22 protein-coding genes are annotated in these 22,238 nt (G+C 56.6%); 5 read left to right on the top strand and 17 right to left on the bottom strand.

What is annotated here, in order from left to right; translation table 11 throughout:
* Positions 1-34: 34 nt before the first annotated feature.
* Positions 35-526 carry a 2-amino-4-hydroxy-6-hydroxymethyldihydropteridine diphosphokinase gene (folK, locus tag VFU50_06360; GenBank protein ID HEU5232463.1) on the top strand — a complete coding sequence of 164 codons (492 nt, stop codon included), beginning with the start codon at positions 35-37 and terminating at the stop codon, positions 524-526.
* Between the two features lie 323 nt (positions 527-849).
* On the opposite strand, the gene VFU50_06365 is transcribed toward folK, so the two are convergent.
* The 10 genes from VFU50_06365 to rimI form a co-directional block, all read right to left on the bottom strand.
* Positions 850-1,842 carry an SCO family protein gene (locus VFU50_06365; protein HEU5232464.1) on the bottom strand — a complete coding sequence of 331 codons (993 nt, stop codon included), beginning with the start codon at positions 1,840-1,842 and terminating at the stop codon, positions 850-852.
* Between the two features lie 6 nt (positions 1,843-1,848).
* Positions 1,849-4,050 (bottom strand): TonB-dependent receptor, encoded by a 2,202-nt coding sequence (locus VFU50_06370; GenBank protein ID HEU5232465.1) that lies wholly within the window; start codon positions 4,048-4,050, stop codon positions 1,849-1,851.
* A 201-nt stretch (positions 4,051-4,251) separates the two neighbouring features.
* A complete protein-coding gene (locus VFU50_06375; protein HEU5232466.1) occupies positions 4,252-4,611 on the bottom strand; it encodes a hypothetical protein in 360 nt (119 codons plus the stop codon).
* 63 nt (positions 4,612-4,674) lie between these two features.
* Positions 4,675-5,805, bottom strand: coding sequence for a DNA polymerase III subunit delta (gene holA, locus VFU50_06380; GenBank protein HEU5232467.1), 1,131 nt, complete (start codon positions 5,803-5,805; stop codon positions 4,675-4,677).
* Complete coding sequence (gene lptE / locus VFU50_06385; protein HEU5232468.1) at positions 5,805-6,299, bottom strand: LPS assembly lipoprotein LptE; 495 nt, start codon at positions 6,297-6,299, stop codon at positions 5,805-5,807. Before lptE ends, holA begins: the two co-directional genes overlap by 1 nt.
* A gap of 103 nt (positions 6,300-6,402) precedes the next feature.
* Positions 6,403-7,464: an Asd/ArgC dimerization domain-containing protein gene (locus VFU50_06390; GenBank protein ID HEU5232469.1), complete on the bottom strand. Its 1,062-nt coding sequence runs from the start codon at positions 7,462-7,464 to the stop codon at positions 6,403-6,405.
* Positions 7,461-8,339, bottom strand: a complete 879-nt coding sequence (gene pssA / locus VFU50_06395; GenBank protein HEU5232470.1) for a CDP-diacylglycerol--serine O-phosphatidyltransferase — start codon at positions 8,337-8,339, stop codon at positions 7,461-7,463. The genes VFU50_06390 and pssA overlap by 4 nt, the downstream gene beginning before the upstream one ends.
* Complete coding sequence (locus VFU50_06400) at positions 8,336-8,980, bottom strand: phosphatidylserine decarboxylase (GenBank protein ID HEU5232471.1); 645 nt, start codon at positions 8,978-8,980, stop codon at positions 8,336-8,338. Before VFU50_06400 ends, pssA begins: the two co-directional genes overlap by 4 nt.
* A gap of 130 nt (positions 8,981-9,110) precedes the next feature.
* Complete coding sequence (locus VFU50_06405; protein HEU5232472.1) at positions 9,111-9,335, bottom strand: DUF465 domain-containing protein; 225 nt, start codon at positions 9,333-9,335, stop codon at positions 9,111-9,113.
* A 58-nt stretch (positions 9,336-9,393) separates the two neighbouring features.
* A complete protein-coding gene (rimI, locus tag VFU50_06410) occupies positions 9,394-9,900 on the bottom strand; it encodes a ribosomal protein S18-alanine N-acetyltransferase (protein HEU5232473.1) in 507 nt (168 codons plus the stop codon).
* Positions 9,901-10,032: 132 nt separating this feature from the next.
* Here rimI and VFU50_06415 point away from each other — a divergent pair, with 132 nt between their 5' ends.
* Positions 10,033-10,242, top strand: coding sequence for a hypothetical protein (locus VFU50_06415; GenBank protein HEU5232474.1), 210 nt, complete (start codon positions 10,033-10,035; stop codon positions 10,240-10,242).
* Positions 10,243-10,533: 291 nt separating this feature from the next.
* The gene (locus tag VFU50_06420; protein ID HEU5232475.1) at positions 10,534-11,940 is read left to right on the top strand and encodes a hypothetical protein; all 1,407 of its coding nucleotides are present in this window, start codon (positions 10,534-10,536) and stop codon (positions 11,938-11,940) included.
* A 253-nt stretch (positions 11,941-12,193) separates the two neighbouring features.
* Here the strand turns inward: VFU50_06420 and VFU50_06425 are convergent, their stop codons facing one another.
* Entirely contained in the window at positions 12,194-12,583 is a 390-nt protein-coding gene (locus VFU50_06425; GenBank protein ID HEU5232476.1) for a hypothetical protein, read from the bottom strand.
* A gap of 137 nt (positions 12,584-12,720) precedes the next feature.
* Between VFU50_06425 and VFU50_06430 the strand changes: the two genes are divergently transcribed.
* Positions 12,721-13,014: an FmdB family zinc ribbon protein gene (locus VFU50_06430; protein ID HEU5232477.1), complete on the top strand. Its 294-nt coding sequence runs from the start codon at positions 12,721-12,723 to the stop codon at positions 13,012-13,014.
* 223 nt (positions 13,015-13,237) lie between these two features.
* Here VFU50_06430 and VFU50_06435 read toward each other — a convergent pair whose 3' ends face one another.
* The 6 genes from VFU50_06435 to VFU50_06460 form a co-directional block, all read right to left on the bottom strand.
* Positions 13,238-13,534 (bottom strand): MoaD/ThiS family protein, encoded by a 297-nt coding sequence (locus VFU50_06435; GenBank protein ID HEU5232478.1) that lies wholly within the window; start codon positions 13,532-13,534, stop codon positions 13,238-13,240.
* On the bottom strand, positions 13,531-14,706 hold the full coding sequence (locus VFU50_06440) for an exo-alpha-sialidase (GenBank protein ID HEU5232479.1): 1,176 nt from the start codon (positions 14,704-14,706) through the stop codon (positions 13,531-13,533). Before VFU50_06440 ends, VFU50_06435 begins: the two co-directional genes overlap by 4 nt.
* Positions 14,707-14,757: 51 nt before the next feature.
* A complete protein-coding gene (locus VFU50_06445) occupies positions 14,758-15,201 on the bottom strand; it encodes a hypothetical protein (GenBank protein ID HEU5232480.1) in 444 nt (147 codons plus the stop codon).
* 93 nt (positions 15,202-15,294) lie between these two features.
* Positions 15,295-15,714 (bottom strand): DoxX family protein, encoded by a 420-nt coding sequence (locus VFU50_06450; GenBank protein HEU5232481.1) that lies wholly within the window; start codon positions 15,712-15,714, stop codon positions 15,295-15,297.
* A 994-nt stretch (positions 15,715-16,708) separates the two neighbouring features.
* Entirely contained in the window at positions 16,709-18,406 is a 1,698-nt protein-coding gene (locus VFU50_06455; GenBank protein ID HEU5232482.1) for a carboxypeptidase-like regulatory domain-containing protein, read from the bottom strand.
* 93 nt (positions 18,407-18,499) lie between these two features.
* Positions 18,500-20,257, bottom strand: coding sequence for a GWxTD domain-containing protein (locus VFU50_06460; GenBank protein ID HEU5232483.1), 1,758 nt, complete (start codon positions 20,255-20,257; stop codon positions 18,500-18,502).
* Positions 20,258-20,524: 267 nt separating this feature from the next.
* Between VFU50_06460 and VFU50_06465 the strand changes: the two genes are divergently transcribed.
* Positions 20,525-22,012, top strand: coding sequence for an efflux RND transporter periplasmic adaptor subunit (locus tag VFU50_06465; GenBank protein HEU5232484.1), 1,488 nt, complete (start codon positions 20,525-20,527; stop codon positions 22,010-22,012).
* Positions 22,013-22,238: the final 226 nt, after the last annotated feature.

The raw sequence follows: 22,238 nt of genomic DNA on the forward strand, positions 1-22,238 counted from the left end.
CAGCACCTGCGACAACTCGTTCCTGTGATGTGCGATGACTCATCGTGTCTATCTATCTCTTGGTTCCAATTTGGGAAATCGCGCCGCGAATCTGCAAAAGTGCATTCGGTTGCTGGGCAAATTGGGTGACATCGCAAAGGTATCGTCGTTTTATGAAACGGAACCAATGGAATTGCGCGAACAGCCCTGGTTCGTCAACTCTGTTGTCAAACTCGAAACTCAGCTGTCAGCTCGCGAGTTGTTGTCGCGAATTCAACAAATCGAAGCGCAACTGGGGCGCAGCCGTGAGATAAATAAAGGTCCCCGCACGATCGACATCGACATCCTTCTCTTCGATTCAGAGGTTATCAAGGACAGCGACCTGCAAATTCCGCACCCCACGATGCACAAGCGACGCTTTGTGTTGGCTCCTCTGACGGAAATTTCTGCTCGAGTGAAGCATCCTGTTTTGGGAGCAACAGCCGAAGAACTGCTGCAGAGGCTGGATAGTTCCGGCGGTGAAGTGAGGCGTCTCGCGCCTAAGTGAATTTTTTTGTGGCGTGAGACACAGGATCGATGCCGAATCGGGCTACAATTTTTCCGTGCGCCGAAGAACGCCAGTGCTGCTCGTTTTGGTAGCTTTCCTCGTCACCGCCACTGCGTTGGCAGATATTCCAACACGAGCGTCGCATACGCAGCCGGTTCTCTCCGAGAGTCAATCACATTTGCCTTTGGGAGCGTTCGACGACTTTTCTGCGCCTCTCGATCCGCATCCATTCGCAACTGAGTTCTATCTTCACCAGTTTGCGCTTGAGAGCAGCAAATCCAGTTCACGCCAACGCTCGTGGTTTGATCCCGTGGTCAGCCCCGTCACGAATGCCGCTTCGAGTTTGTCGAAGCGGGTTGCGAGCTTGCGTCGCGCGCTGGTGAGGTTGATGCCGTAGTTGTCTGGCTTACGACTGCGAGAACTTCTTCAGGCTTCCAACTGTTTCCCGGGTACCAGGCTGAGATTTTCCCGTCCGGCCCAATCACGGTTGTGCTCAAGGAATGCGTGATGCGGTTGCCATCTTCCTCGTAATACACTCCGAAGAAGTCGGCTAGTCTCTTCATCTCCGTTTCCGGAGCGCTCGCAAACTCCCAGTGTTTGAAGTCTTCTTTCGTGTAGCGCCCGGTGTAAGCAGCGCCGTAGCTGCGTAGCACTGGAGGCGTATCGTGCTTGGAATCGAAGCTGATGCTCAGCAGATGTGTCTTTGCATAAACGGCAGGGTTCTTCTCTAAATCTTTGTTGATAGCAGCAAAATTCTCATTCACCTTCGGGCAATAATCGTTCAGTGGGCAACGGGTATAGAAGAATGTGATTAGAAGAACTTTGCCGCGATAATCCTTGAGGTGAATGCGGGCATTGCTCTGGTTTGTGAGTGCAAAATTGGGAACCTGCTCGCTCACGCTCGGCACGTGCATTTGTGTGGACGGTACCGGAGCGCTTCCTGGAGGAGCCCGCTTCAGAACCTTTAACGCGACGATTTCTGCTTTATCTTCCTGGACGCGAAGATCAGCTTCGATCTCATCTCCTGCTGACACTTGGCCGAGCATGGCGTCGTCTTTCACGGAATACGGCATCGTCATCGCGTCCATAAAACCCGGAATCGCATCGTGATCGATGATCAGTTGATGCCCGAGCTTGTCGATCGAGATCACTTTGCCGTGGAGCTTGTAAATCTTCGCGGGAGGTTCGTGGCTGCAGCCGAAAAAGAAAAGAGCGAACACGAAGGTCACTAAGGTGAAAATCAAGGTCACGGAAAACCTGCAGTTCTTCATGACCTCTTCTTTCACCTTAGTGTCCTTGGTGTTCGCTCTTCTCATGATCCCTCAATAATGAAATCTATACTTTACCTGCAGCGAGAACTCGCGCGGATTCGCGAAATGTGAGCCCCCGAACGTATTGCTCAGGTCGATGAAGTAGCGCTTGTTCGTGAGATTCAATGCGCTTACCTTTGCCGACCAGTTCTCGCCAAATGACTTGCCGAGCGACACGTCGATCGTACGATAGCTCGGCAGATGATCCGGTCCGTCGCCGTTCAGGAAGCCTGATCCATAATTCAGATTCGCTGCCAGCCAACTGCGATACGGCAAACTCGACGTCAATCCAGTGCTCAAGGTGTTGCGCTGATCGTGATCGAGATAGAAGAAGCCTTCCTCGGGCGGCGAGAAATCCGTAAGTCCTCCGGTCACACCTCCGCTGCCTTCAATCGATTGATGCGAATATGCGAGATGAAAATCAAAGCGTCCGGCGACATGAGGCGAGCGCAGCGTACTTTCAAATCCGCGAATACGAACGTGATCGATGGTGAGCGGGAAAAAGATATTTGAGTTCCCAATCACGTCGTGATCGAAGAAGTTGCGCGCGCCCGTTCGGAAGTATGAGAAGTCGGTCGTCCATCCGCGCACCGGAATGGTCAAGCCGAACTCGCGTTGCTCGTCGCGCTCGCCTTTGAGTGGCAGAAAGCCGAGATCTTGCGCGCTTGCGAACTCAAGCAATGGTCCGGACAAGGTTGAAAGCGGCGGCGCCTGATAGTAGCGGCTATAGTTTGCGCGCAGCACCCAGTTGAGGGTGGGAACGCGAAGCGCGACTCCGAGCCGCGGATCAGCGGCGTTTTCACTCAGCGCCCCAGAGAAGTGAGTGAGTCGGATTCCGCCATTCAGAGTCAGCCACGAATTCAGTTTGTATTGATCTTCAAGAAAAATGGCTTCGAGCTGACCACTCACAAGATCGCGCTGGCGGAAGTCGTCACCGCCTCCGTCGTTTGCTACCAGGCGGAACAACGTACTGTCATGCTGCCCGAAGGCATAGATTCCCGCACTGGCATTGTGTTTGCCTTTTGCCACACTCAACGAAATCTGGCCGCCCGCGTAGTTCGAGGCGCGGTTATCGGTCGCGCTCGGCACCTCATTGGCTCCGCCCTCGAAGGCTGCACGGTTGAAGTGGTAGAAGGGCGAGACAGTCAGGACCAGACTCGGCGACCACGAGTGAATCCAGGAGAAGTTCCCAAAGGCGTCCTGCTCACGTTCGCGATCGCGGATCAGGGCTGCTACCTGATCTGGGTCATTCGGCACCTGGTAATGATCCTGGCGGACCGAACCCACGAATCGAAGTTGATCTACAGGCGTGGCGTTGAAAATAAGCGATGTGAACGCGCCGTAGCCATTCGCGCGATCGTGCAGAACACTCGAAGTCGGAGTTTCGAGTCCCAAATCGGTACGATTGCCGCTCAGACTCGCGTAGTAGGCAAATCGATCGGTATGACTGCCAAAGTTGAGTTGATTGTCTGTGTTGTTGTAGCTGCCGTAGCCGGCGATTAGCTCGGCTTCGCTGTTGCGCTCGAACCCTGAACGCGTGATCACATTGAAAACGCCGTAGGTACGGTCACCCGCGTCGGCGGATAGTCCGCCGCGCTCGGCTTCGACATAATCGATGTCCTTGGGATCGAACTGCGGCCCTACGTTGCTGGCAATATTCGTGTTCGGAACCGGAACTCCGTCGATTGCCCACGTTACCTGGTGTCCGCCACGAATGTGGAGCTGATCGTGAACGATGTATGCTCCAGGGACAAAATCGGTAATTGCCGCCAGAGAATTTGCCTGGTCCGCGCCCGGCGTTTCATTGATCTCACGCCGGCTGATCATGCTTTGCGTGGTGCTCGATGAGGGGTTCACCGCTGCGGCTTCGCCCGTGACTTCCACTGTCTCTTTGGCCCCGGCAATTGCAAGCGGAAGATGCAAATCTTCGGCATTGCCGTCTATCACGCGAATAGTGATCGTGTTGTCAGCAAATCCGGGTGCACTTACCGTGACGGAATAGTCCCCCAGAGGGACGGTCTGCATCTGGAACAGTCCAGCATCGTTCGTAGTAGCTTCGGCCTTCCAGTCGCTCGTATTCGACTTCAATAACACCTGAGCACCGGCAATAGGACGATGCTGCGGGTCGTGAACGACTCCCTTCACCACGCCGAATACTGAAGCGAACACCAAATTGGGAATCAATAATAACGTTAAGGCAAGTACGCGTCGCACCTGAGACTCCTCTGAATGAAACGTAAGGTTGTTGCGGGCGGACTCTTCATAATTTCGTGATTTTGCGATTTCGTGATTTCGCGATTGAAGAGCGCTCAACTCCGACTTATGTGCCGGGTGAACGAGCAACGCGAAAACGCGACTGCCTATTGGACAATACGAAATCGCAGATACGGAATAATTCGTCTGCGCGATGCGCGATTACAGGAGGAGTTCTGGAGGCCCGCGTTGGCAGTTGGAACTGGCGCTGGACGAATAGACGCTATTGTGAGCGCGATTTACTAGCGCCTCATGCCGAACATCCAATGCGAACGACTGCGAGCTCGGCAGAGCGGCGATCGACGAAACCAGCACCGGTGGGTGCCACACTGGACATGAAGTCGCAGCTCGAAACGAGGTTTCGCCTGGAATTAATGCGTGCGCAACCGCCGTGCAGTGATGCGCTCCGCCGCGACGGCAGCAGGCTGGAAGCGCTGCCGACGCTGCGTTCGCAAATGCGGGCGCAAAGAATACCACCAGCATGAGCAGCAAGATCGAATTGGCGAGCAGCTTACGCATCATTGGGTCGCAGGACGAGCATACAACAAAGATCGAGCCTTCCGGTACTCTCGTCCCAAAAAGGTCTTAGAGAACCAGCTCTTCTTGTGTCCACATCGTTGGCAGTGGTTCCGGTTCCGCACACAGATCAATAACTAACTTTTCCAGCACTAAGCGCTTGCTTGTCGGATTGGAACGGAGTGCCAAGTCTGCGCGTGCAAGCAGACGCAGTGCGCGCGTAAGCTCGCGCCGCGATTTGTAGCGTCGCGCCTGTCGAATTACGTCCTCAGCAGCAAACGGCGGCAAACGGAAGCCTTGCCAGAGCGCCTGCCAAATCGCGCGCGAATCGCGCACGTTCTTCTCGAGAATCACCAGCATCTGGCGGAACGTGCGGGCGAGCATGTAGATATGCCCGATCGCGGCCTCTTCGCCTTCTTCGCTGGACAGCATGGCATCGAGAACTGCTAGCGCGCGCACGCGATCTTTCGAGGAAATTGCATCGGTCAGTTCGTATAGAGAGCGCTGTTTCGCGGCGAGCACCATGGTTTCTACGTCGCCCAAAGTAATGCGCTTCTTCGCTCCCACAAAGAGAATGAGTTTCTCGAGTTCGTTGCTGACCAGCATCATGTCAGCGCCAAGCGCGTCGACCAATTCGCGGGCCGCGTCGGGATCGACCTTCACATCTTCTTGCGCCGCGTGTTCAATGACCCATCGTGTCCCGTCACTCTCATCAACACGCGCCAGTTCGATGATCGCGCAGTACTCACCGAGAGTTTCGCGGATGCGTTCGTAGCGATCTTTGTCCTGCATCTCCATCCGGCGCGCGTCGGCGGGAATGCTGATGTGATCCGCAACGAAGATGAGCACCGCATCCGGATTGGGATTCTTGCAGTACTCCTCGATTCCCGCGAACTCTTCCTGATGCGAGCCACGGCTGTAGAGCGCCTTCACTCCGCGAATGAAGAAAACCTGGAAAGGCGACATCAGCGACGGTGTGCGTGCGAGATCGAGAATCTCTGCAACGCTTGTTTCGCTTAGATCGCGATCATGCAAGCTGAAATCGCGCAGCTCGGGCGTAACCAGATGCTGAATCAACGCCCCGCGGCAACGATCGCGAAAGAAAACCTCATCGCCGACAAGCACATAGGCAGGACGCAGCTTGCGAGTGGATACGTCAGAAACGAAGCGGTCGGTAGCGGCAAAGCTGCGGCCCGCCATCAGAAGCCCTCCAGAATGTCGGCGACCAGTGTGCGCGCGAAATCGCGCGATAGACGATCGACCGCCGGCGGACTTTCATCGAAGAAGCTGGTGACTTCGCGGCTCACCTGATACTGCTCGCGAAACATGTAGTTGGGATTCTGGAACAACGTCTTCCCGTGCTTGTCGACGAGCTTGACGCTAAGGTTCAGTTGAACGATCGCGCTCGATTGGCGTCCTGTTTGTGAATCGAAGGTCAGCGGATAGACGTTGGTCGTAAGCAGCGTGCCTTCCAGAACTGCATCGGTTGCCCCATTGTCGGCTGGAATCACTTTGTACGGGCTGCGGCTGGTGAACTCGCGAACTACGGCTTGTGTGAGCACCTGTTCGGCCTTATAGCTGTTGGTCTTATTTCCGAAAATGGGAACAGCAATGGTGTCGATGCCCGCAGGCAGGCGGATTTGAGCATGATTCGCGGTGTGATATCCGCAGCCGGAGATAAGGAAGCAGATCAAGAGAGCGGGTAATCTTCTTAGCTGAAACAGTCCTGTATCCACGAATATTCGTCTCAAGATCGCATACGCTAGCCAGGAGCAAGTAGCCAGTGGCCAGCAGCCCTTATTGCACTTTCCCCAACGGGCGCATGGTGCTGAGAGTCGAAGCGCACTCGACAGCAGTCATTGCAGAAATCTTCAAATTATCCGCGGCTGCCCAGAGCCATACACCATTGGCATTCGCTGCATCTGGTCGCACAGAGACCATCACGGTGCCCTGACCTGCGGCGCTCACGTTGCTCGGTCCGTCTTCTCCCGGACCGATCACGGTTACGTGATCTCCCTCGAGGGCTTTCGCAATGCTTGCGGCGTCAATGTCGCGGCCAAACTGAATGTAGATGGAAAACGTATGCGCATGGAAGGTGGGAGCCTGCACCACCATCAACGAAGGCATCTGCAAGCGTCCATTGCAGAGCGACTCGAAGTGACGCGCGATTCGTTTCTCCGTTCCTGCGAGCGATAATCGCGAACTCTCGCCGAAGCGCCCGAGCATATTGAACGCGACCTGCTCGTCGAAGACCTGCTTTGGCAGCGACGTGAACGAGAGCAAGTTCACGGTTTGCTGATGCAACTCATCCATTCCCCGCTTGCCCTGTTCCGAAACGGGCTCGAACACAGTTGCAGCGACCGTCTGGATTGCGCCCAAGCTTCGTGCGCGGAGCAACAGAAGGGCGAGCACCGTGGCAACAGGATGCGCAACGACCACTGATGTGGTTGTGAGATCTTCCGGCCCCGATTGCTGACCCGATTCCCGTTCAATCTCCTTCTCGATCCAAGGCGAGCGAACCGTCACGTCAGGCTGATCATCGAGCGCGTATGACAGATCAAGGACGGTGCTCCCCGCCTGCAGCGCGCTTGCCCAGTGGCGTTTGGTGAAGTCGGCATCGGAGGCAAAGAATGCGAAATCCACGTTGCGAAAGTGCTCTGGGTCGGCCGGCTGAATGAAGGTGGCTTCGTCTCCCACTTGGTCGATCTGGCCCAGCGACTCGTCGTCGTCGAGCAGTTTCACATCGACTGCGGGAAAATTCATCTCGTCGAGGACATCTTTCAACTCACGACCTTTGAGAGTAGCTGCGCCGACGATCGCGACGCGAAACATCTGCGCAACTCCGGCGGGGCGATTCATGCCATGTCCACGCGGGATTCAGGTTCATACGCGGGAGGCGCAGGCGGACGCCGCTTGAGAGCATAAGCGAACCGCGCAATCACGCCCGAGACGAGATACAGCAGGGAGAGGGAAAAGAGGAAGTATTCAGAGAAGTACCAGATCAGGTACATCGAGATGCCGATGACAATAAATAACCAGAACGGCTGACGCGTGCGCAAGTCGATCCCTTTCGGACTCCAGAAGCGCCACGTACTCACCATTAAGTACGAGATCAAAACGACGAAAGCGAGCCACAGCGCGGTGATCCACCACGTATCGACGGGAACTCCATCGACAAAGTGAACAGTCGCCGCGATCATGGCCGCTCCCGCAGGAATCGGCATTCCAACAAAATACTTCCGACCCGGGCGTCCGGGATTTTTCGGCTGCGGATTCTTGCTGATGTTGAATCGTGCCAATCGGCTGGCGCCTGCGATTAGAAAGAGGAATGTCGCGACAGCGCCGAATTGAATCAGCTTGTGACGCGCATCTGCACTCCACAACTCAGGAAGCTGATGGCATCCCCACATCCATGCAAGAATCGCCGGAGCAACACCGAACGTGATTACGTCTGCGAGCGAATCCAGCTCGCGTCCAAAATCGCTGGTGGTGTTAGTCATGCGCGCAATGCGTCCGTCGAGGCCGTCGAAAAGTACTGCGAAACCAATCGCTTTAGCTGCGTTATCAAAATGGAAGGCGGCGTTGGCTGAACCTTGAACAGCCTGGGAGATTGCGAAATAACCGGCAGCGATGTTTCCGGCGGTAAAGATTGAGGGCAGGATGTACATGCCCCGCCGCATGCGATACGGCTGTTGCGGATCGTCCGCCCGCCGACGTGGTGTTCTCAGATTCATCGCGCAGATTCCGCGCGGCCGGTATCTGCCGAGGCGCGCAGCACTCCAAGAATAGACGAACCTCCGGCCACGCGATCACCAACTTTTACCCGGAGTTCCACACTTTGGTCCAGGACCACATCGACGCGCGAGCCGAACTTAATTAGCCCTACCCGCTGTCCACGAGCCAGTGTGTCGCCGGTGCGGGGATTGAAAACAATGCGTCGGGCCAGCAAGCCGGCGATCTGCTTGAAGACGACGGTCTGGCCATCGCCGTTCACGGTCACAATGTTCTGCTCGTTGGCGTCCGACGAACCGGCCGACATCGCGTTTCCGAATTTCCCCTTCTGGTAAAAGAGCGATGTGATCGTGCCCTCAATCGGAGCGCGGTTCACATGTACGTTGAAGACGTTGAGAAAGATGCTGATCCGCTGCTTCTTCCGGCCTCCGTCGATGAACTCTCCCACAGCGGTAACTTTGCCGTCAGCCGGTGAAACCACGACGCCCGGCCCATCCGGAATAGCGCGCTCCGGATCACGAAAGAACCATAGAAAGAACACGCCCAACAGCACCGGCGGCAGAGCGAGCCACGGGTTAATCAAGCCCAGAAGCACGGCCGCTACTGCCGCGCCCAGGCCATAGTAAAGGCCATCACGAACCATAGGGGATTAACAGATTATATCGGCTTTAGGGGATATAGAAGGACTGTGCGCGGGCTTGCTTCAGGCTTGCTCGCCAAATTGGGAAATAAAGCTGGCTGTCTCGGCTCGAATCGGGCGAGCCGGGCGACGGTCAGGCGACCTGATGGTGTCGATGCTGCTGTTCGATCTGCTCCATCTGATCCTTCAGACGCAGCTTCAGTTTCTTCAACCTAACTTCTTCTAATTTTTCTTCGTCGGAGAGATACCGCTTTTGGAGGAGAGATTCGAGACGTTGGGAGTGTTGTGAGTGTTCCTGCGCCAGCCGACGGAACTCTTCGTGGCTGGCAATGAGCTCTTCGCGGAGGGATGTCGCCATCCTTGAACCTCCTGCCCAGACCTTGGGAGATGAAAGTTAGCACACGACCAGAGTCGGTTCAACCGTTTTTGCCAGATTTTTCGGAGCTGCCGGCGGGGCTGTCTGGGGTCTCCCGTTTGCTCTGGACTAAGTATCTGAAGAGTAAGGCGTCTTCTTGAGGATCGCGGTAATACCCCCGTCGGCGCCCATCCTGGACAAAGCCGACGTGGTGCCCCAGCCTGTGTGCAGCCACATTCGACCGTCGGATCTCCTGCCGAATTTCCGCGGCCCCCGCCTGCTCCCCCGCCGAGATAAGCGCCTGCATCAGCCCCACCCCGATCTTTTGTCGGCGAGCAGAAGGCAGCACCGCGATGTTCTCCAGTTCCCATTCTTGAACTGCAGTGGAGGCAACAACAAACCCCAGAATCAAACCCCTGCGTACGGCAACCAGAAATAACTTTTGATTATTGCTAATCGCAGTTTCGTACTGCCCACGCAGCCAATGAGCAGCTGTGGGCGAAGCCTGCTCGATTGCAAGTACCGCGTCCAGATCGCTTTGAATTGCTGCTCGAATCACCAGGTCCATAGAGATCCGCTGTGACTTGCGAATCACCGCGAAGTTACTTCCTAAGTAGAACGTTATTAAGGGCACTAAGGCTTTCGTGGGATAGCTTATCTCGGTTGCAACCTTCTACATTGCATATACGAGCTCCACTTTATGACCTCCGCCACAGCCCTCTCCAAGTTCCTCGAAGCCCACGACCGTTATCTCGCCCTCGACCAAGCCCGCACAACTTGCAGCCAGCCCGCAGAACGCGAGCAAATGCACATCGAGATTCTGAAGGCGTACCTGGAAGTTCAGTACCGCGCCAAGATGATTGCCGGCATTCAATACGCCGACGGCAACGACTACGCCGAAGTAAATTAGCCAAAGCCAAGCGAGAAGCCGCGACCACTCGCGCAAGCATTCGCTCGGGCGTCCAGGCTGGAGCTTCTCTCCTCGTAGCCAAACACGCAAACCGGTACGCTAGCACCTGTCCACCCAGTCCACTCAGTCCACCACGTCCAGTCAGTCCAAAAAGGCAAAAACTTTCGCCTTTCGCTTGGTGTTGATATTAGAAAGGCGACAGCAGCGCTGCATTCCGCATCTAAACCAGACGCGCCGCTTCCGTCGAAACCCGGAGACTGTCTTCTCCCCTCCAGCGTGAAAGAAGGTCATATGTCGGCCATTGGTCCGGACGAACATTCCTCGACGCAGTATTCCGAAGGATCCGAGCAGCACAATACTGCCGAAAACAGATCAGAATACGACCTGAACTATGAGCCCGAGCGCGAGTTCGTCCTCATGCCGCTGTTCCGCCGCATCGGCGAGATGCTTGGCATTCGCCGCAGCCCGGAACCAGAGTACGTCGATCAGTCAGAGCAGAACGCGCCCGCGCAACAACCTGTGCTGCAAAAGGCTGAGCCGCAGCAAGAGGTCGTGCTGCCTGAAACTGCGATTCAGTATTCCGAGCCGCAATTGCCCGCTGAAGCTCAGGTACTAACTGAATCTACGCTGCCCGACCAGCCGTATCAGGAAGATGTCGCGCATGAGCACAACGAAGAAGAAGATGTGCTGCAGCTCGAGCCTTACACTCCGCAGCATGCCGGCGACAATGTCGTTCATGAATCATCGGAGGAATTTCCGCAACAGGATTCAGAGCCAGTCGAAATCGACGCACCGCCTGAGTTCACCACGCATATAGACGAAACTGCTGACGAGCCGCTCGTAGCTGCGCGTTCCGAAGCTCCCGAAATGGAACCGGCTCGTTCTGTGGTCGAGGAGTGGCCGGTATCGGCGCACGCCGCGGGTTCCGCAACAGCACGCAAACGGACTCCAGAGGAAGTCCGGCAACTGGTCGCTCCATTGCGCGAAGCTGCGGTGAAGATGACCGCAATCGTCGCGCAGGCCGCAGAATGGCTGCGGGCGAAAGAAGAAGAATTTCTGCGCAGCGCGGAATCCATTGCCGCGGAATCGAAGCGCGAGCAGGAAAGTCTGCGATCTGCTTCTACGCAACTAGACTCGCGGCTTGAAGATTCGGCTGCTTCCAGTGCCCTGCAGCAGACTGAAGTGCCCGCAGTGCAACGCGAACTTGCGTGGCGAGAAAAGAGGGACGCTTTCTCCAGCCCGCGCGAGCCTATCCAATTCGTGGCTAAGCCAGATCGACCGCTGAGGGCTCCGTCAGTTCCATTGTGGAAACGAGTCAACTGGGCAGAAGAATTCACGCCGAAGCGCGTCGCCGTGCTGGGTGGCCTGGCCATGGCTGTCCTGCTGGTGCTCGGCATATCGTTTGCGCGGCGTCCGGCATCGAGTGTTCTGCCTGAGCAGCAGACTCGTTCCCTGGAGCCCGGCGGTGTGACCGTGACCACGCATCCCGTTGCAGCGCCGGTTTCTCCTCAGGTGCTGCGCAAGGCTTCCGCAACCCAGCGTCCGACTCTTGTGCCGCAACATCGATCGCGCCGTGCCACCGCAGACGATTACGATGATGGACCGGATGTGATCATTCATCATTACAACACGGCAAAGAAGCCGTCACCAGTGAAGCAGACCACAGTGGCCGGCGTTCGCCATTATTCAGACATGTGATCGATGGCGCGAACGAGCATCCAACCCAAGACTCTGGTCGGCATCTAATTCGGTTACGTGCAAGCCAGACTTGCTGAAATGTTGGAGTCGAGAGTAGTTCTCGAACCTGCGCAGCACTGATAAGTTCTTACGACGTTACACCGCGCGGAAAGCCGGCGCTTTATCGCCGGAAGAAGAAGGCTTCTTTACCACCTCGGTCTCGTCCGTCTCGACCTTCGGACCAGACGATCCTGAATCCGGTGGGGGAAGCCTTTTACTTTTCTAAGTTCGAGGTGGCATCGCGTCGGTTACTCACGTCTTTTGGCACTTTCGTCCCTAGCGCGGCTCTTAGAAAAAACCAGACGAGCAAAGCCGAGATTGGAAGCCCGAGTAAGCTCTGAACAGGTTCACTTCCTGCGACGACTAAAATCACGGCATAGAGGGCAGCCCCGCCATAGAGAAGCGCTCCTGAAACTAAAATCCGACGGCGAAATCGGGTCTCGTTCAGCGCGTTCGGCTGTTCGGACCATGCGCCAAAGACCCAGATCAAGACGCCAGTGGCCGCGAGCACGCCAACGATGGCCGCTACAGTCGTAGCTGCCGGCGAGCCAGTCGCGTCTCCACCGCTACTTAGCACGATTGATGCGTATGTCTTAAAGTCCATTCCATCACCGTGTCTAGACATTAGTCGGCAAGAAGCTTCGTCTGGACGAATCTTATCGCGAACAACAATTGACGCGAATTTTTCTCAGCCTCTAGAATCGGGATTACGGCTAATTTTCAGTTTGTTTAAGGGGAACCGTGCCTCTTTACGAGTTCGAGTGCGAGAAATGCCATCATCGGTTTGAGAAGATCCAGAGCGTTTCTGCGCCTGATCCGGAGTGTCCCAAATGCGGAAGCAAAGTCGAGCGGCTTCTGCATGCGCCTGCCGTGCAATTCAAGGGCAGCGGATGGTATGTGACCGACTACGCCAAATCGGGAAGCAAGGCCGATTCGAAGTCGGGCGATAAAGCCGCGAGTTCCAGCAGCGAGTCGAAATCGGAAAGCAAAACCGAGAGCAAGCCTGAGACGAAGAGCAAGCCGTCAAAAGAATAGTCTTGCCACCCACAAACCTGTCATCCTCAGGCCCGCTCTTGGCCGAAGGACCTCCCGCGATGCTTAAAACTAAATCGCACTCCTTGGGCTCTCCGGCCGAAACTGCGAGGTTTTGATGGAGGAGCCATGTGACAGCATTTAAGACTAGAGCATCTCGGGAGATCCTTCGCGCAAAAGATGCGCTTCAGGATGACAGCCCTAAACCCAGACCGACTCAGCCAAATCATCCTCCCGCCACCGCCCCGATAATCAAGAACGGCTCCTTCCCTGACGCGACTGCCTCGGGCAGTGGCGCGTCTGGAGATTCGTGCGATAAATCCTCCTCGCACGCGAAGAAACGCAAGAATGCGCGCCGCTTCAGAGTATCGTGGTCACGAATTGTGCCACGCAGCGCAGGATACTGAGCTTCGAGAGCGTCCAGCACTGCGCGCTGCGTGACAGGAGCAGGCACTTCGAGGCGTACCTCGCCGTTTATTTTGGCGAGTGTGCGCAGGTGCGAGGGGAGTTCTACGCGGATCATGACAGCGTCTGTACCTCTACCGAGAGCACGGCGGGAAGATCGCGTACGATCGGCATCCATGAGTCTCCAGCGTCGGCGGAGGCATAGACCTGGCCTCCGGTGGTCCCGAAGTAGACGCCGCATTTGTCGAGCGAATCGACGGCCATGGCGTCGCGCAGTACGTTGACATAACAATCCTTCTGCGGCAAGCCTTTGGTGAGCGCCTCCCATTCGTTGCCACCCTTGCGGCTGCGATAGACGCGCAGCTTGCCTTCGTGGACGTAGTGTTCTCCATCGCTCTTGATCGGCACGACGTAGATTGTTTCCGGCTCGTGCGCATGAACGTCGATCACGAAGCCAAAGTCCGTGGGCAGATTGCCGCTCACTTCCGTCCAGTTATCGCCGCCATCGTCGCTGCGCATCACGTCCCAATGCTTCTGCATGAAGAGCGTGTTCGGACGCGATGGATGCATGGCGATGTGGTGTACGCAGTGTCCGATTTCGGCGCGCGGATCCGGGATGTATTGCGAGTGCAGTCCGCGATTGATCGGCTTCCAGGTTTCACCACCATCGTCGGTGCGGAATGCGCCTGCGGCGGAAATGGCAATGTAGATTCGGCCAGGATTCTTGGGATCAAGGATGATGGTGTGCAGACACATGCCGCCGGCGCCGGGTTGCCATTTTGGTCCGGTTCCGTGACCGCGCAGGCCGGGAAGCTCCTGCCAGCTGTGTCCGCCGTCTTTCGATTGGAAGAGCGCCGCGTCTTCTACACCGGCGTAGACGGTATCGGCGTCTTTGAGCGAAGGCTCGAGGTGCCAAACGCGCTTGAACTCCCACGGATGCTGCGTGCCGTCGTACCACTGGTGCGTCGTCAGCGGCTTGCCCTTGTTCGAAGTGTCGTAGACGAATTTGTTGCTCTGCCCTTTTGGAAATCCATCGGGACCGGTCTCAACCCCACCGCCAGGCGCAGACCATGTTTTGCCGCCGTCATCGGAACGTTGGATGATTTGGCCGAACCAGCCGCTCGTCTGCGATACATAGATCCGATTCGGGTCAACGGGAGAACCCTTCATGTGATAGATCTCCCATCCCGCGAAATGCGGACCGCTTACGTCCCAGTTCTGCCGCTTGCCGTCTGACGAAAGAATGAATGCGCCTTTCTTTGTTCCCACCAGCACTCGTACTTTGCTCATGCTTGTCCTTTCATTGCTTCGAAGCTAGATAATCGAAGTTGGTCCTTTCTCTCAGGCGGCGCTGGCGGCGGTGCTTTTCGCTTTAGCCGTTTGTGCTTCGCGAATCCGTCCGCCTGCCCATGCGGTTGGGAGCGCGAGCACGATCAGCGCGATCGGATACCAGTGCGGCCCGTATTGCGGGCCGGCATTCCAGGTCACAATGGCTCCGATCGTAGCCACCACAATTCCAATGGCTGCGCCTACAAGCGCGTGAAACATAGGTCGTCGCGGCGCCAAGCGAGCCGTCACGTACGCCGCGAGCACGCTATAGACGGTGCGATACGCGGTCGCGAGCGCCAGCAATGAATCCGCAACGCGCACTCCCAAAGCGGGAAAGAATCCCGCTGAGCGCAGGAGAACGTCGGTGAGGATCGATAGGGCAGCGCCTACTACGATGCCCGCGACTACCGCTCCGATACTCCTTGGTACGTTACGCGAACTCTGTGCTTCGCTCATGGTGTTCCTTTCTCAACCAGCGCCTGACCGTAACCGAACAGCCGCAACATCGGCCTGATCCGCCGCCCGGTTCTGTTGCTTTCCGCAAAACCGCTAGTCCTTCCACGGAATCAGCGCGCGCACGCGCGGGTCGCGGAAGAAGAGTCCACCCCATACGAAGATTCCTACGTACACCGGCGTGAGAATGTAGCCGAACAGCGGATTGCCGACGCGTGCATTTGTTGCCACCGCGCCGCCGAGATAGCCCGTCAGCAGGATCGCACCTAAAACAGACGTTCTCGGAATCGCGTACAAAATTACGCTGACCAGCAGCGTGGCGCCGATTAGCGGAATCGCGCTTACTGACCAGCCAACCTTGGTCGTGCCCTCGACTACTGCAGCCGGCAGTGGACGCCAGAGCTTTCCCACAGCGTCGGCCAACAGAAACAGAATAGGGAGCCCACTGATAATGCGTCCTGCCCAAAGCGTCTTGCTGGACGTGGCTACTGCGGTCTGCGTGCCTGCTTGAGACATATCTCCTTCTCCTTCGCCTGTACGTCGGATGAGGTTTGTGGAATCGACAATTTGAGGCACCGATCAGCGATTAGCGCACAAAAAACGACGAAAAATTTTCAGTTCCGAGCTGAGGAAAATTCGAATTCGGCAGCACAAGCACTGAAGCTTCAAGAGGATACAACGAAGTGCCTTCTGGTTCGCGTGTTGGGGTTAACGCCGAAATATCCACGGCGTTAACCCCAGATTTCCACGGGGTTAACCCCGGATTTTCCACGGCGTTAACCCCAATGAGACTGGGGGTTAACCCCATTGAGACGCGAACCGGAGTTAAGGTTTGGTGAATCACTGTGCGGGCAATTGGAATCCGCCACGCAGGAGTTGCGGAGAACACGCTCAGGCATAGGCACCGATGTTCGTTTTATATTCGCCACCATAGAATGCATGCTATCGCGAATCGCGGAATTGTTCAATGGGAATTTTGCGCAGATTTTATGCGGGTAGAACACTCTCCACTGGCAGTCGCAAACGGCATGCGCGCTCTGAGTTTTGTAGCTCCAGGTTAGTTAAAACTAGACGGCGAGTTCCACAGCATTTTTGCCGTCGCTGTGAGACCGCTCTCGGAGATAACGAATTTCTCATTGCGTTGTCATCCTTCGGAGCGCGAGGTTCCAGTTTAGGGAGTCAACGATGTTGGGTTTGCGCTCCGGGGGGATCTGCTGTTCCTCGCGTTAGCAAACAGCAGATTCCCCGCGCCGCAAAGCAAAGGCGAGGAGACCGATACTCTTTCGCGGCGGCGCGAGGAATGACAATGTCAAAAAGAAGCAGCGTTTCTGCTTGAGTCCATCAGTTCATAGCTTCTAGAGCGCTTCCGGTATTGCTGTATCCGCCACAACGTGTGCGCAAAAGCAATCACGCGGTACCGCTCGCGGGTAGCGAATGGGTGAATAGCGCGGCGACCCGTCCGCTACCGCGGGACCGTACCGACTCTTCGGACACACCATACAGCTCTAGTTCAGAACGTGAACGCCAAACCACCGCGCAAGGCCCTGGCCGATTGCACCAGGTACAGCGTGCGACCGTCGGGACTCAAAAACGGACGGTACCCTTGAGCAAGGAGGTTACGTACATCGAGGAGTGCTTCAATGTGGCCGGGGAAGAAGGCGCCCCCGGGAAGCGGCTGGCGGATAACGATGCTGAAGTAAGGATCGGCTTGACCGGGCGACGCGTTAAAGAGATCGACGGGTGTGACTGCGCTGGTGCTCGTCCACTTGTACGACGCCGACCAGCGTGTTCCTGTTTCGGGAACGCTGCCATTCAGCTTCGCCGTAACGGCATGGGCATCCTCGACGCGCAGCTCATGGCGAAGATCGTCCCAGGAGCCGTTCGCAGAGGCGTCAGGAGCTGTGACGGCGCCGCCATAAGCGTAATCGAGCAGCGCGGTCAGCTCCGGAGAGAAGCTGTGCTCGGCCACTACTCGAATGCCGTGGGTCTCGAGATTGCCCCCATTGAGCGTAAAGGTATCTGACGAGACATCGGGAATTACGTCGGAGGCAATCGACGAAACGTCGCCCGAGCCGGTTAGCGCGATGTTCGAGACGCGATCGAAGAAGACGGCCGCCTGGAACTTGGTGTCGCCGTGCTTGCGTGAGACCGCCACTTCCTGATGGCGATCGCGCTCCAACGCCGGAGCAAAGGCCACCACGGAAATTCTGGGAACGGGAACTGAAGAGCCGTCGCCGTTATCGAGCGCGCGATCGAATGGGCTGGAGGGCTCTGCCGTCGCGTAGCGATATTCCACTAGTGTGTCTTTGCCAAGATGCAGTCCGGCGGTGGCGAACGGACGCATGCCGCTGATGTGCCGGATGAACTGAACATCCTGCACTTCGCTGCCATAGCTCAAATCGATCAGATCGGCCACTCGCGTGGTGTTCGAGAAGGTGAACGCTACAGAATTCAGCGCGTTCGTAATCGAGGTGCCGGAGGGAGCAGTGCGCCGCAGAGTGACGGCAAAAGTAGGTGTGTCGCCGTTTGCGAACTCGTGCTTGTAAGTGGTGCGAATCACGCCTGCGGGCTGGCCGTTCCCGTCGCCTACGCGACCAGTGAACGAGATGCTGTCGGACGCGAACAGCGGCTGCTGCACGTTGAAGCTCGTTCCGTAATCAGGAGCGCTGCCGAAGCCATCGGCTTGTGAGCCGGCCACGAAGGCCACCCGTCCAGTGACTGCGTGCGGGTCGTGAGTCTCGGTCGCCGAGGTGGCGAGAACGAATCCCTGCTGGTCGTCGAAGCGCAGGATTGGACGCTGTGCCGCGGAGCGCAGAATCCATTTCCAATCGTCCTGGTCGAGAGGAGATGTTTGGCGAGCAGGAATCAGGCGAAGCGCTTCGGCCAGCGTGCTGAGAGTCACATTGATGACCGCGCGACCGCCGGAGCGGACAATCACGTTTTCCACCAGGGAAGGAAGGAACGAGGCGGCGGTGACCTTCACGCGATAGCTGCCTGGCGCGAGATTAGCAGCCTGATACGTACCGGCCTGGCTGGTGAAGGCAATCGAAGGCTGCAGCGCGCCGGCGGCGAAGATCTCGACCAGCGCTCCCATTTGGGGAATGCCTTCGGCACTCTTCACGGTGCCGGTGATGGAGCCAGGGCCGGCAGCGCACACCGGTAGCGCTGCGCCTAACAGCACAACCAACCACGGGAGCCGGTTTGCCATTCTTCCACCCCTGATCGAAGTTCGCGCATGCCCAAACGGGCAAACTGAGAACTTCTCTGCCGATTGCCGTCCGGCAGCCCGGACTTCGAGTTCCTACTGGACGAGGAACTTTGCAGTGGGGGCAATCGACTGCTTGGAGATATTGTCGTTCACCTTTACCGTCAGCTCGTACGTTCCCGGTTCGAGACTCGCCAGGGACATGCTCTTCTCGAGTGTCACCTGGTCTCCGGTGTTGCCGATCTGATCGGTTGTTTCTACAGCATGCAGCACAGGTTTCCTGGTCGTCGTGTTGACGATGTCGTACTCAAACTGCGCCGACGACTTCTTGCTCTGATCGTTGATCCCGAGATTGTATACCTGCATCCAGAAATTGAGCTTCTGATCCCGCTTGAACTTCGCCGGAGTACCATCGGCGCCATCCATGCGCGGACGAACCTTGGTGGAACCGATCACGAACTCTCCCGTACCCACCTGCTTCGACGGAACCTTCTCCATTACGTCAGCAAGGATGAGCGTTGAAGAAGTGAGACCCTTGTCGTCGCTCATGTCGGGAACAACGATGCCGCGAGACCAGGTGCCCATGCGATCGCCATTCACGTCCTTCACGACGATGTCGAAGCGATAACGACCAGGACGCAACGGGATCGCTTTCGAGTACACATCTGAGCTCTCAAGCACCTTCGGCAGCAGCTCTGGCGGTTGGTCGTCCTGAAGGGTGTCTTCGAAGGTCTGTGCAATGCGCCCAGTGAGCGTCGTGACGCGACCGAAAACATTTATCGTGCCTCGCTCAATGCCGTCCTTATTGAGATACGTGACGTTCTTCTTTTTCACCTGCAGCATGATCGGAACCAGCACAGTGTCGCCGGTCACGCGCACGAAGTCAGCGCGCACCTCGAATGGAAGCAGGTTGTAACGGACTTTCGAGGTAACAACTTCTTCGAGGTCCTTGAACTTAACCGCCGGCGGACGGTTCAACTTCGCGAACTGCTCGAGGCGATCGAACTGCTTGCTCTGCAAATCCTGATTGAACGGACCGGCGCCCAATTGCTCCAAGCCGCCGGTGAAACGATCCGCTTTGTTGGCGAGTCCCATCTGCTCGTACAGCGTGAGTCCCGCTCCGGGAACGTACTTCAGCGCGTCTTTTTCCGAGCGATCGATCGTCATGTGATAGTCGCCGCACATGCACGTATCGACGAACTCGATAATCACTTCCTGTCCGATGCCCTCAAGATAGCGATACCGCCAATCCTCGAAAGGATAGGTTGAGGTCTCGCCGCCGCCTTCTTCCATCGGACGCTCATAGGTGCCGCCGCTCGGATGCGAATCGATCTCGTCCGGCTTGCCGTACATGATGTAAATGCGGCCGCGATCGGTCTTCCATCCGGGAATGCCGGCAGCGAAATGCTCGTTCGCGTAGGCTATGCGCGCGTAGTGCTCTTCTTTGAATTCGTTTTCGACGGTGTCAGGCGTAGGATCGCGGCGCGCCCAGAAAGCCTCGATGAAGTTGTCGCGCTCTTCATCGTTCGATAACTGCTTGAATGCAGCTTTCTCTTCGTCGGTGATGATGTAGCGAACATCTTCGTCCAGCCACTTCTTATAGACTGCGCCAACTTCTTTCTTGAACGCCTTTTCGCGCTCTTTCTTTTCTTTGTCCGTGAGAGGCCGATTGCGCTTGTCGACATCGGGAGAGTTGGGATCCTGCGAGCCGGCTTTGGCGTCAGCCTTTGGTGTGGCCGACGATTTGTCCGTGGAGACATCTGCAGATGTCTGCGCCGTCATCAGGACCGGAACCGCCATCAGCGTTGAAAAGAGAACAGCAGACGAGAAGCGACGAAGAAGTGAGGAAGACATGGTACGGACTACTCCTGAGGAACACACGATGAGCACCATTATTTTAGGCACTTCTCTGGGCCGGAGCAAGCAAAGTTGCGTTAATTGGTACGAAATGCAAGGGGTCCCCGGACGCAAGTTTTCGCCAAAATTCTGCTATAACTCACGCTATAATGAGGATTCCCGGCAAGTTGAGTTCCCCCTCGCCTGTTTCAGCCGAAGGATTCCTTCCTCGACTGCCCAAGAAACTTTTTGTCCCGAGTTGGCGTAACACTGCCTGGAGGATGCATGGCCGAAACCCGCACGATTGACCTACCACTTACAGACACCCGCTCGACGGTGGGATCAACTCACAGCCCTGCTCCGGAGCGCAAGCCTCGCAGCAACACCAAGAAGATCGTCATCGCGATTGTGGCGTTGGTTGTGCTCGCAGGACTGGTAGCGCTCAGCGTCCGCAGCAGCCAGAGCAATGTGCCCAGCGTGACTACCTCCAAAGTCACGCATGAGGACCTCTCCAGCGTGGTGACCGGCTCGGGCGAGATCAAGGCCAAGACATACGTCAACATCGGTGCACAGGGCTTTGGCAAGATCACCAAGCTCTACGTGAAAGAAGGCGACACGGTTAAGAAGGGCCAGAAACTGGCGCAGCTCGAAAACGTGCAGAGTGCTGCCGATGTAAACGCGCAGCGCGCCAACATCGAGACGGCGCAGATGGATTTGGACGCCTCGAATGCTGCTATCGAGACCGGCATCGCCGACATCGCCCGCGACAAAGCTGACCTTGAGCAGAAGACGCTGGACTTCAACCGCGCCAAGCAGCTCTACCAGAGCCAGCTTATCGCGAAGTCTGACTTCGACGCCAAGAAGGCTGCCTACGACGTTTCCGCTGCAACTCTGAAGGAATCGGAAGCCAAGCTAGCGCAGATGAAGGCGCAGAAGGCTTCGAGTTCCGGTCGCGTGACGCAAGCCAACGCCACCCTGCACAAGCTCACAGATATTCTTGGCAAGACCGAGTACATTGCTCCGTTCGATGGGATAGTGACGAATCTTCCCGTGCGCGAAGGGGAAACCGTCGTGGTCGGCATTCAAAATTCTCCCGGCAGCACGCTTATGACGCTTGCGGACATGTCGGTAGTGACCGCCGAAGTGCGGGTGGACGAGACTGACATCGTGAACGTCAAGTTAGGCCAGCCCGCTGACGTGACCATCGATGCAATGCCGGATGAGACTTTCAAAGGTCATGTCACAGAGATCGGCGACCAGGCGTTGGTGCGATCTTCTGGTGTAGCTACTTCGCAAACCACGGCAGGCACGCAGGAAGCGAAGGATTTCAAGGTCGTAATCACGCTGGATAATCCGCCGGCGAACCTGCGTCCAGGCTTCTCGACTACAGCCAAGATCACGACAGCGAGCAAGAGCAACGTGATGGCAATCCCGATTCAGGCTTTGACCGTCCGCACGCAGGGTGAATTGGATGCGCAGCGCGCAGCTCTGACAAAGAAGAAAGCGCCAGCACAAGCCTCGCCATCGGCCGCTCCGGACTCTAAGAGCAAGAAGGAAGTTCAGGGCGTCTTCGTGGTCGACAAGAGCACGAAGAAAGTCGATTTCAAGCCTGTGGAGACCGGGATCCAAGGCGCGACGGATGTTGAAGTCACGAAGGGACTCAGCGATGGTCAGGAGATCGTGACCGGCAGCTACAAGATCTTGCGCACGCTGAAAGTCGGCGCCAAGGTCAAAGTCGATAACACGGTCGCGAAGAAGGACGACAACTCCTAGGCAACGGCTGTGTCGGAGAGAACATGGTACCCCTTCGGCGGTGTCTATTTAATTGAGGACTGTCATCCCTCGCGCAGCCGCGAACTTGGTGAGGACTTCGAGAATTAGTCTTTGCTGCGCGGGGGACCTGCTGTTTGACTTGAGGCGAACAACAGATCCCCCGCTCCGCAGAACCACAATTTTCTAAACGGACAAGTCGTGGCGGCGGAGCGAGGGATGACAGTGT

The organism is Terriglobales bacterium, assembly GCA_035764005.1.
Classification (GTDB): Bacteria; Acidobacteriota; Terriglobia; order Terriglobales; family Acidobacteriaceae; genus Gp1-AA112.

Excerpts from the sequence above, each read along its gene's own strand:
- folK (HEU5232463.1), top strand. The coding sequence starts at position 35 with ATGACTCATCGTGTCTATCTATCTCTTGGTTCCAATTTGGGAAATCGC.
- VFU50_06365 (HEU5232464.1), bottom strand. The coding sequence starts at position 1,842 with ATGAGAAGAGCGAACACCAAGGACACTAAGGTGAAAGAAGAGGTCATG.
- VFU50_06375 (HEU5232466.1), bottom strand. The coding sequence starts at position 4,611 with ATGATGCGTAAGCTGCTCGCCAATTCGATCTTGCTGCTCATGCTGGTG.
- holA (HEU5232467.1), bottom strand. The coding sequence starts at position 5,805 with ATGGCGGGCCGCAGCTTTGCCGCTACCGACCGCTTCGTTTCTGACGTA.
- VFU50_06390 (HEU5232469.1), bottom strand. The coding sequence starts at position 7,464 with ATGAATCGCCCCGCCGGAGTTGCGCAGATGTTTCGCGTCGCGATCGTC.
- pssA (HEU5232470.1), bottom strand. The coding sequence starts at position 8,339 with ATGAATCTGAGAACACCACGTCGGCGGGCGGACGATCCGCAACAGCCG.
- VFU50_06400 (HEU5232471.1), bottom strand. The coding sequence starts at position 8,980 with ATGGTTCGTGATGGCCTTTACTATGGCCTGGGCGCGGCAGTAGCGGCC.
- VFU50_06405 (HEU5232472.1), bottom strand. The coding sequence starts at position 9,335 with ATGGCGACATCCCTCCGCGAAGAGCTCATTGCCAGCCACGAAGAGTTC.
- rimI (HEU5232473.1), bottom strand. The coding sequence starts at position 9,900 with ATGGACCTGGTGATTCGAGCAGCAATTCAAAGCGATCTGGACGCGGTA.
- VFU50_06415 (HEU5232474.1), top strand. The coding sequence starts at position 10,033 with ATGACCTCCGCCACAGCCCTCTCCAAGTTCCTCGAAGCCCACGACCGT.
- VFU50_06420 (HEU5232475.1), top strand. The coding sequence starts at position 10,534 with ATGTCGGCCATTGGTCCGGACGAACATTCCTCGACGCAGTATTCCGAA.
- VFU50_06425 (HEU5232476.1), bottom strand. The coding sequence starts at position 12,583 with ATGGACTTTAAGACATACGCATCAATCGTGCTAAGTAGCGGTGGAGAC.
- VFU50_06435 (HEU5232478.1), bottom strand. The coding sequence starts at position 13,534 with ATGATCCGCGTAGAACTCCCCTCGCACCTGCGCACACTCGCCAAAATA.
- VFU50_06440 (HEU5232479.1), bottom strand. The coding sequence starts at position 14,706 with ATGAGCAAAGTACGAGTGCTGGTGGGAACAAAGAAAGGCGCATTCATT.
- VFU50_06445 (HEU5232480.1), bottom strand. The coding sequence starts at position 15,201 with ATGAGCGAAGCACAGAGTTCGCGTAACGTACCAAGGAGTATCGGAGCG.
- VFU50_06450 (HEU5232481.1), bottom strand. The coding sequence starts at position 15,714 with ATGTCTCAAGCAGGCACGCAGACCGCAGTAGCCACGTCCAGCAAGACG.
- VFU50_06455 (HEU5232482.1), bottom strand. The coding sequence starts at position 18,406 with ATGGCAAACCGGCTCCCGTGGTTGGTTGTGCTGTTAGGCGCAGCGCTA.
- VFU50_06460 (HEU5232483.1), bottom strand. The coding sequence starts at position 20,257 with ATGTCTTCCTCACTTCTTCGTCGCTTCTCGTCTGCTGTTCTCTTTTCA.
- VFU50_06465 (HEU5232484.1), top strand. The coding sequence starts at position 20,525 with ATGGCCGAAACCCGCACGATTGACCTACCACTTACAGACACCCGCTCG.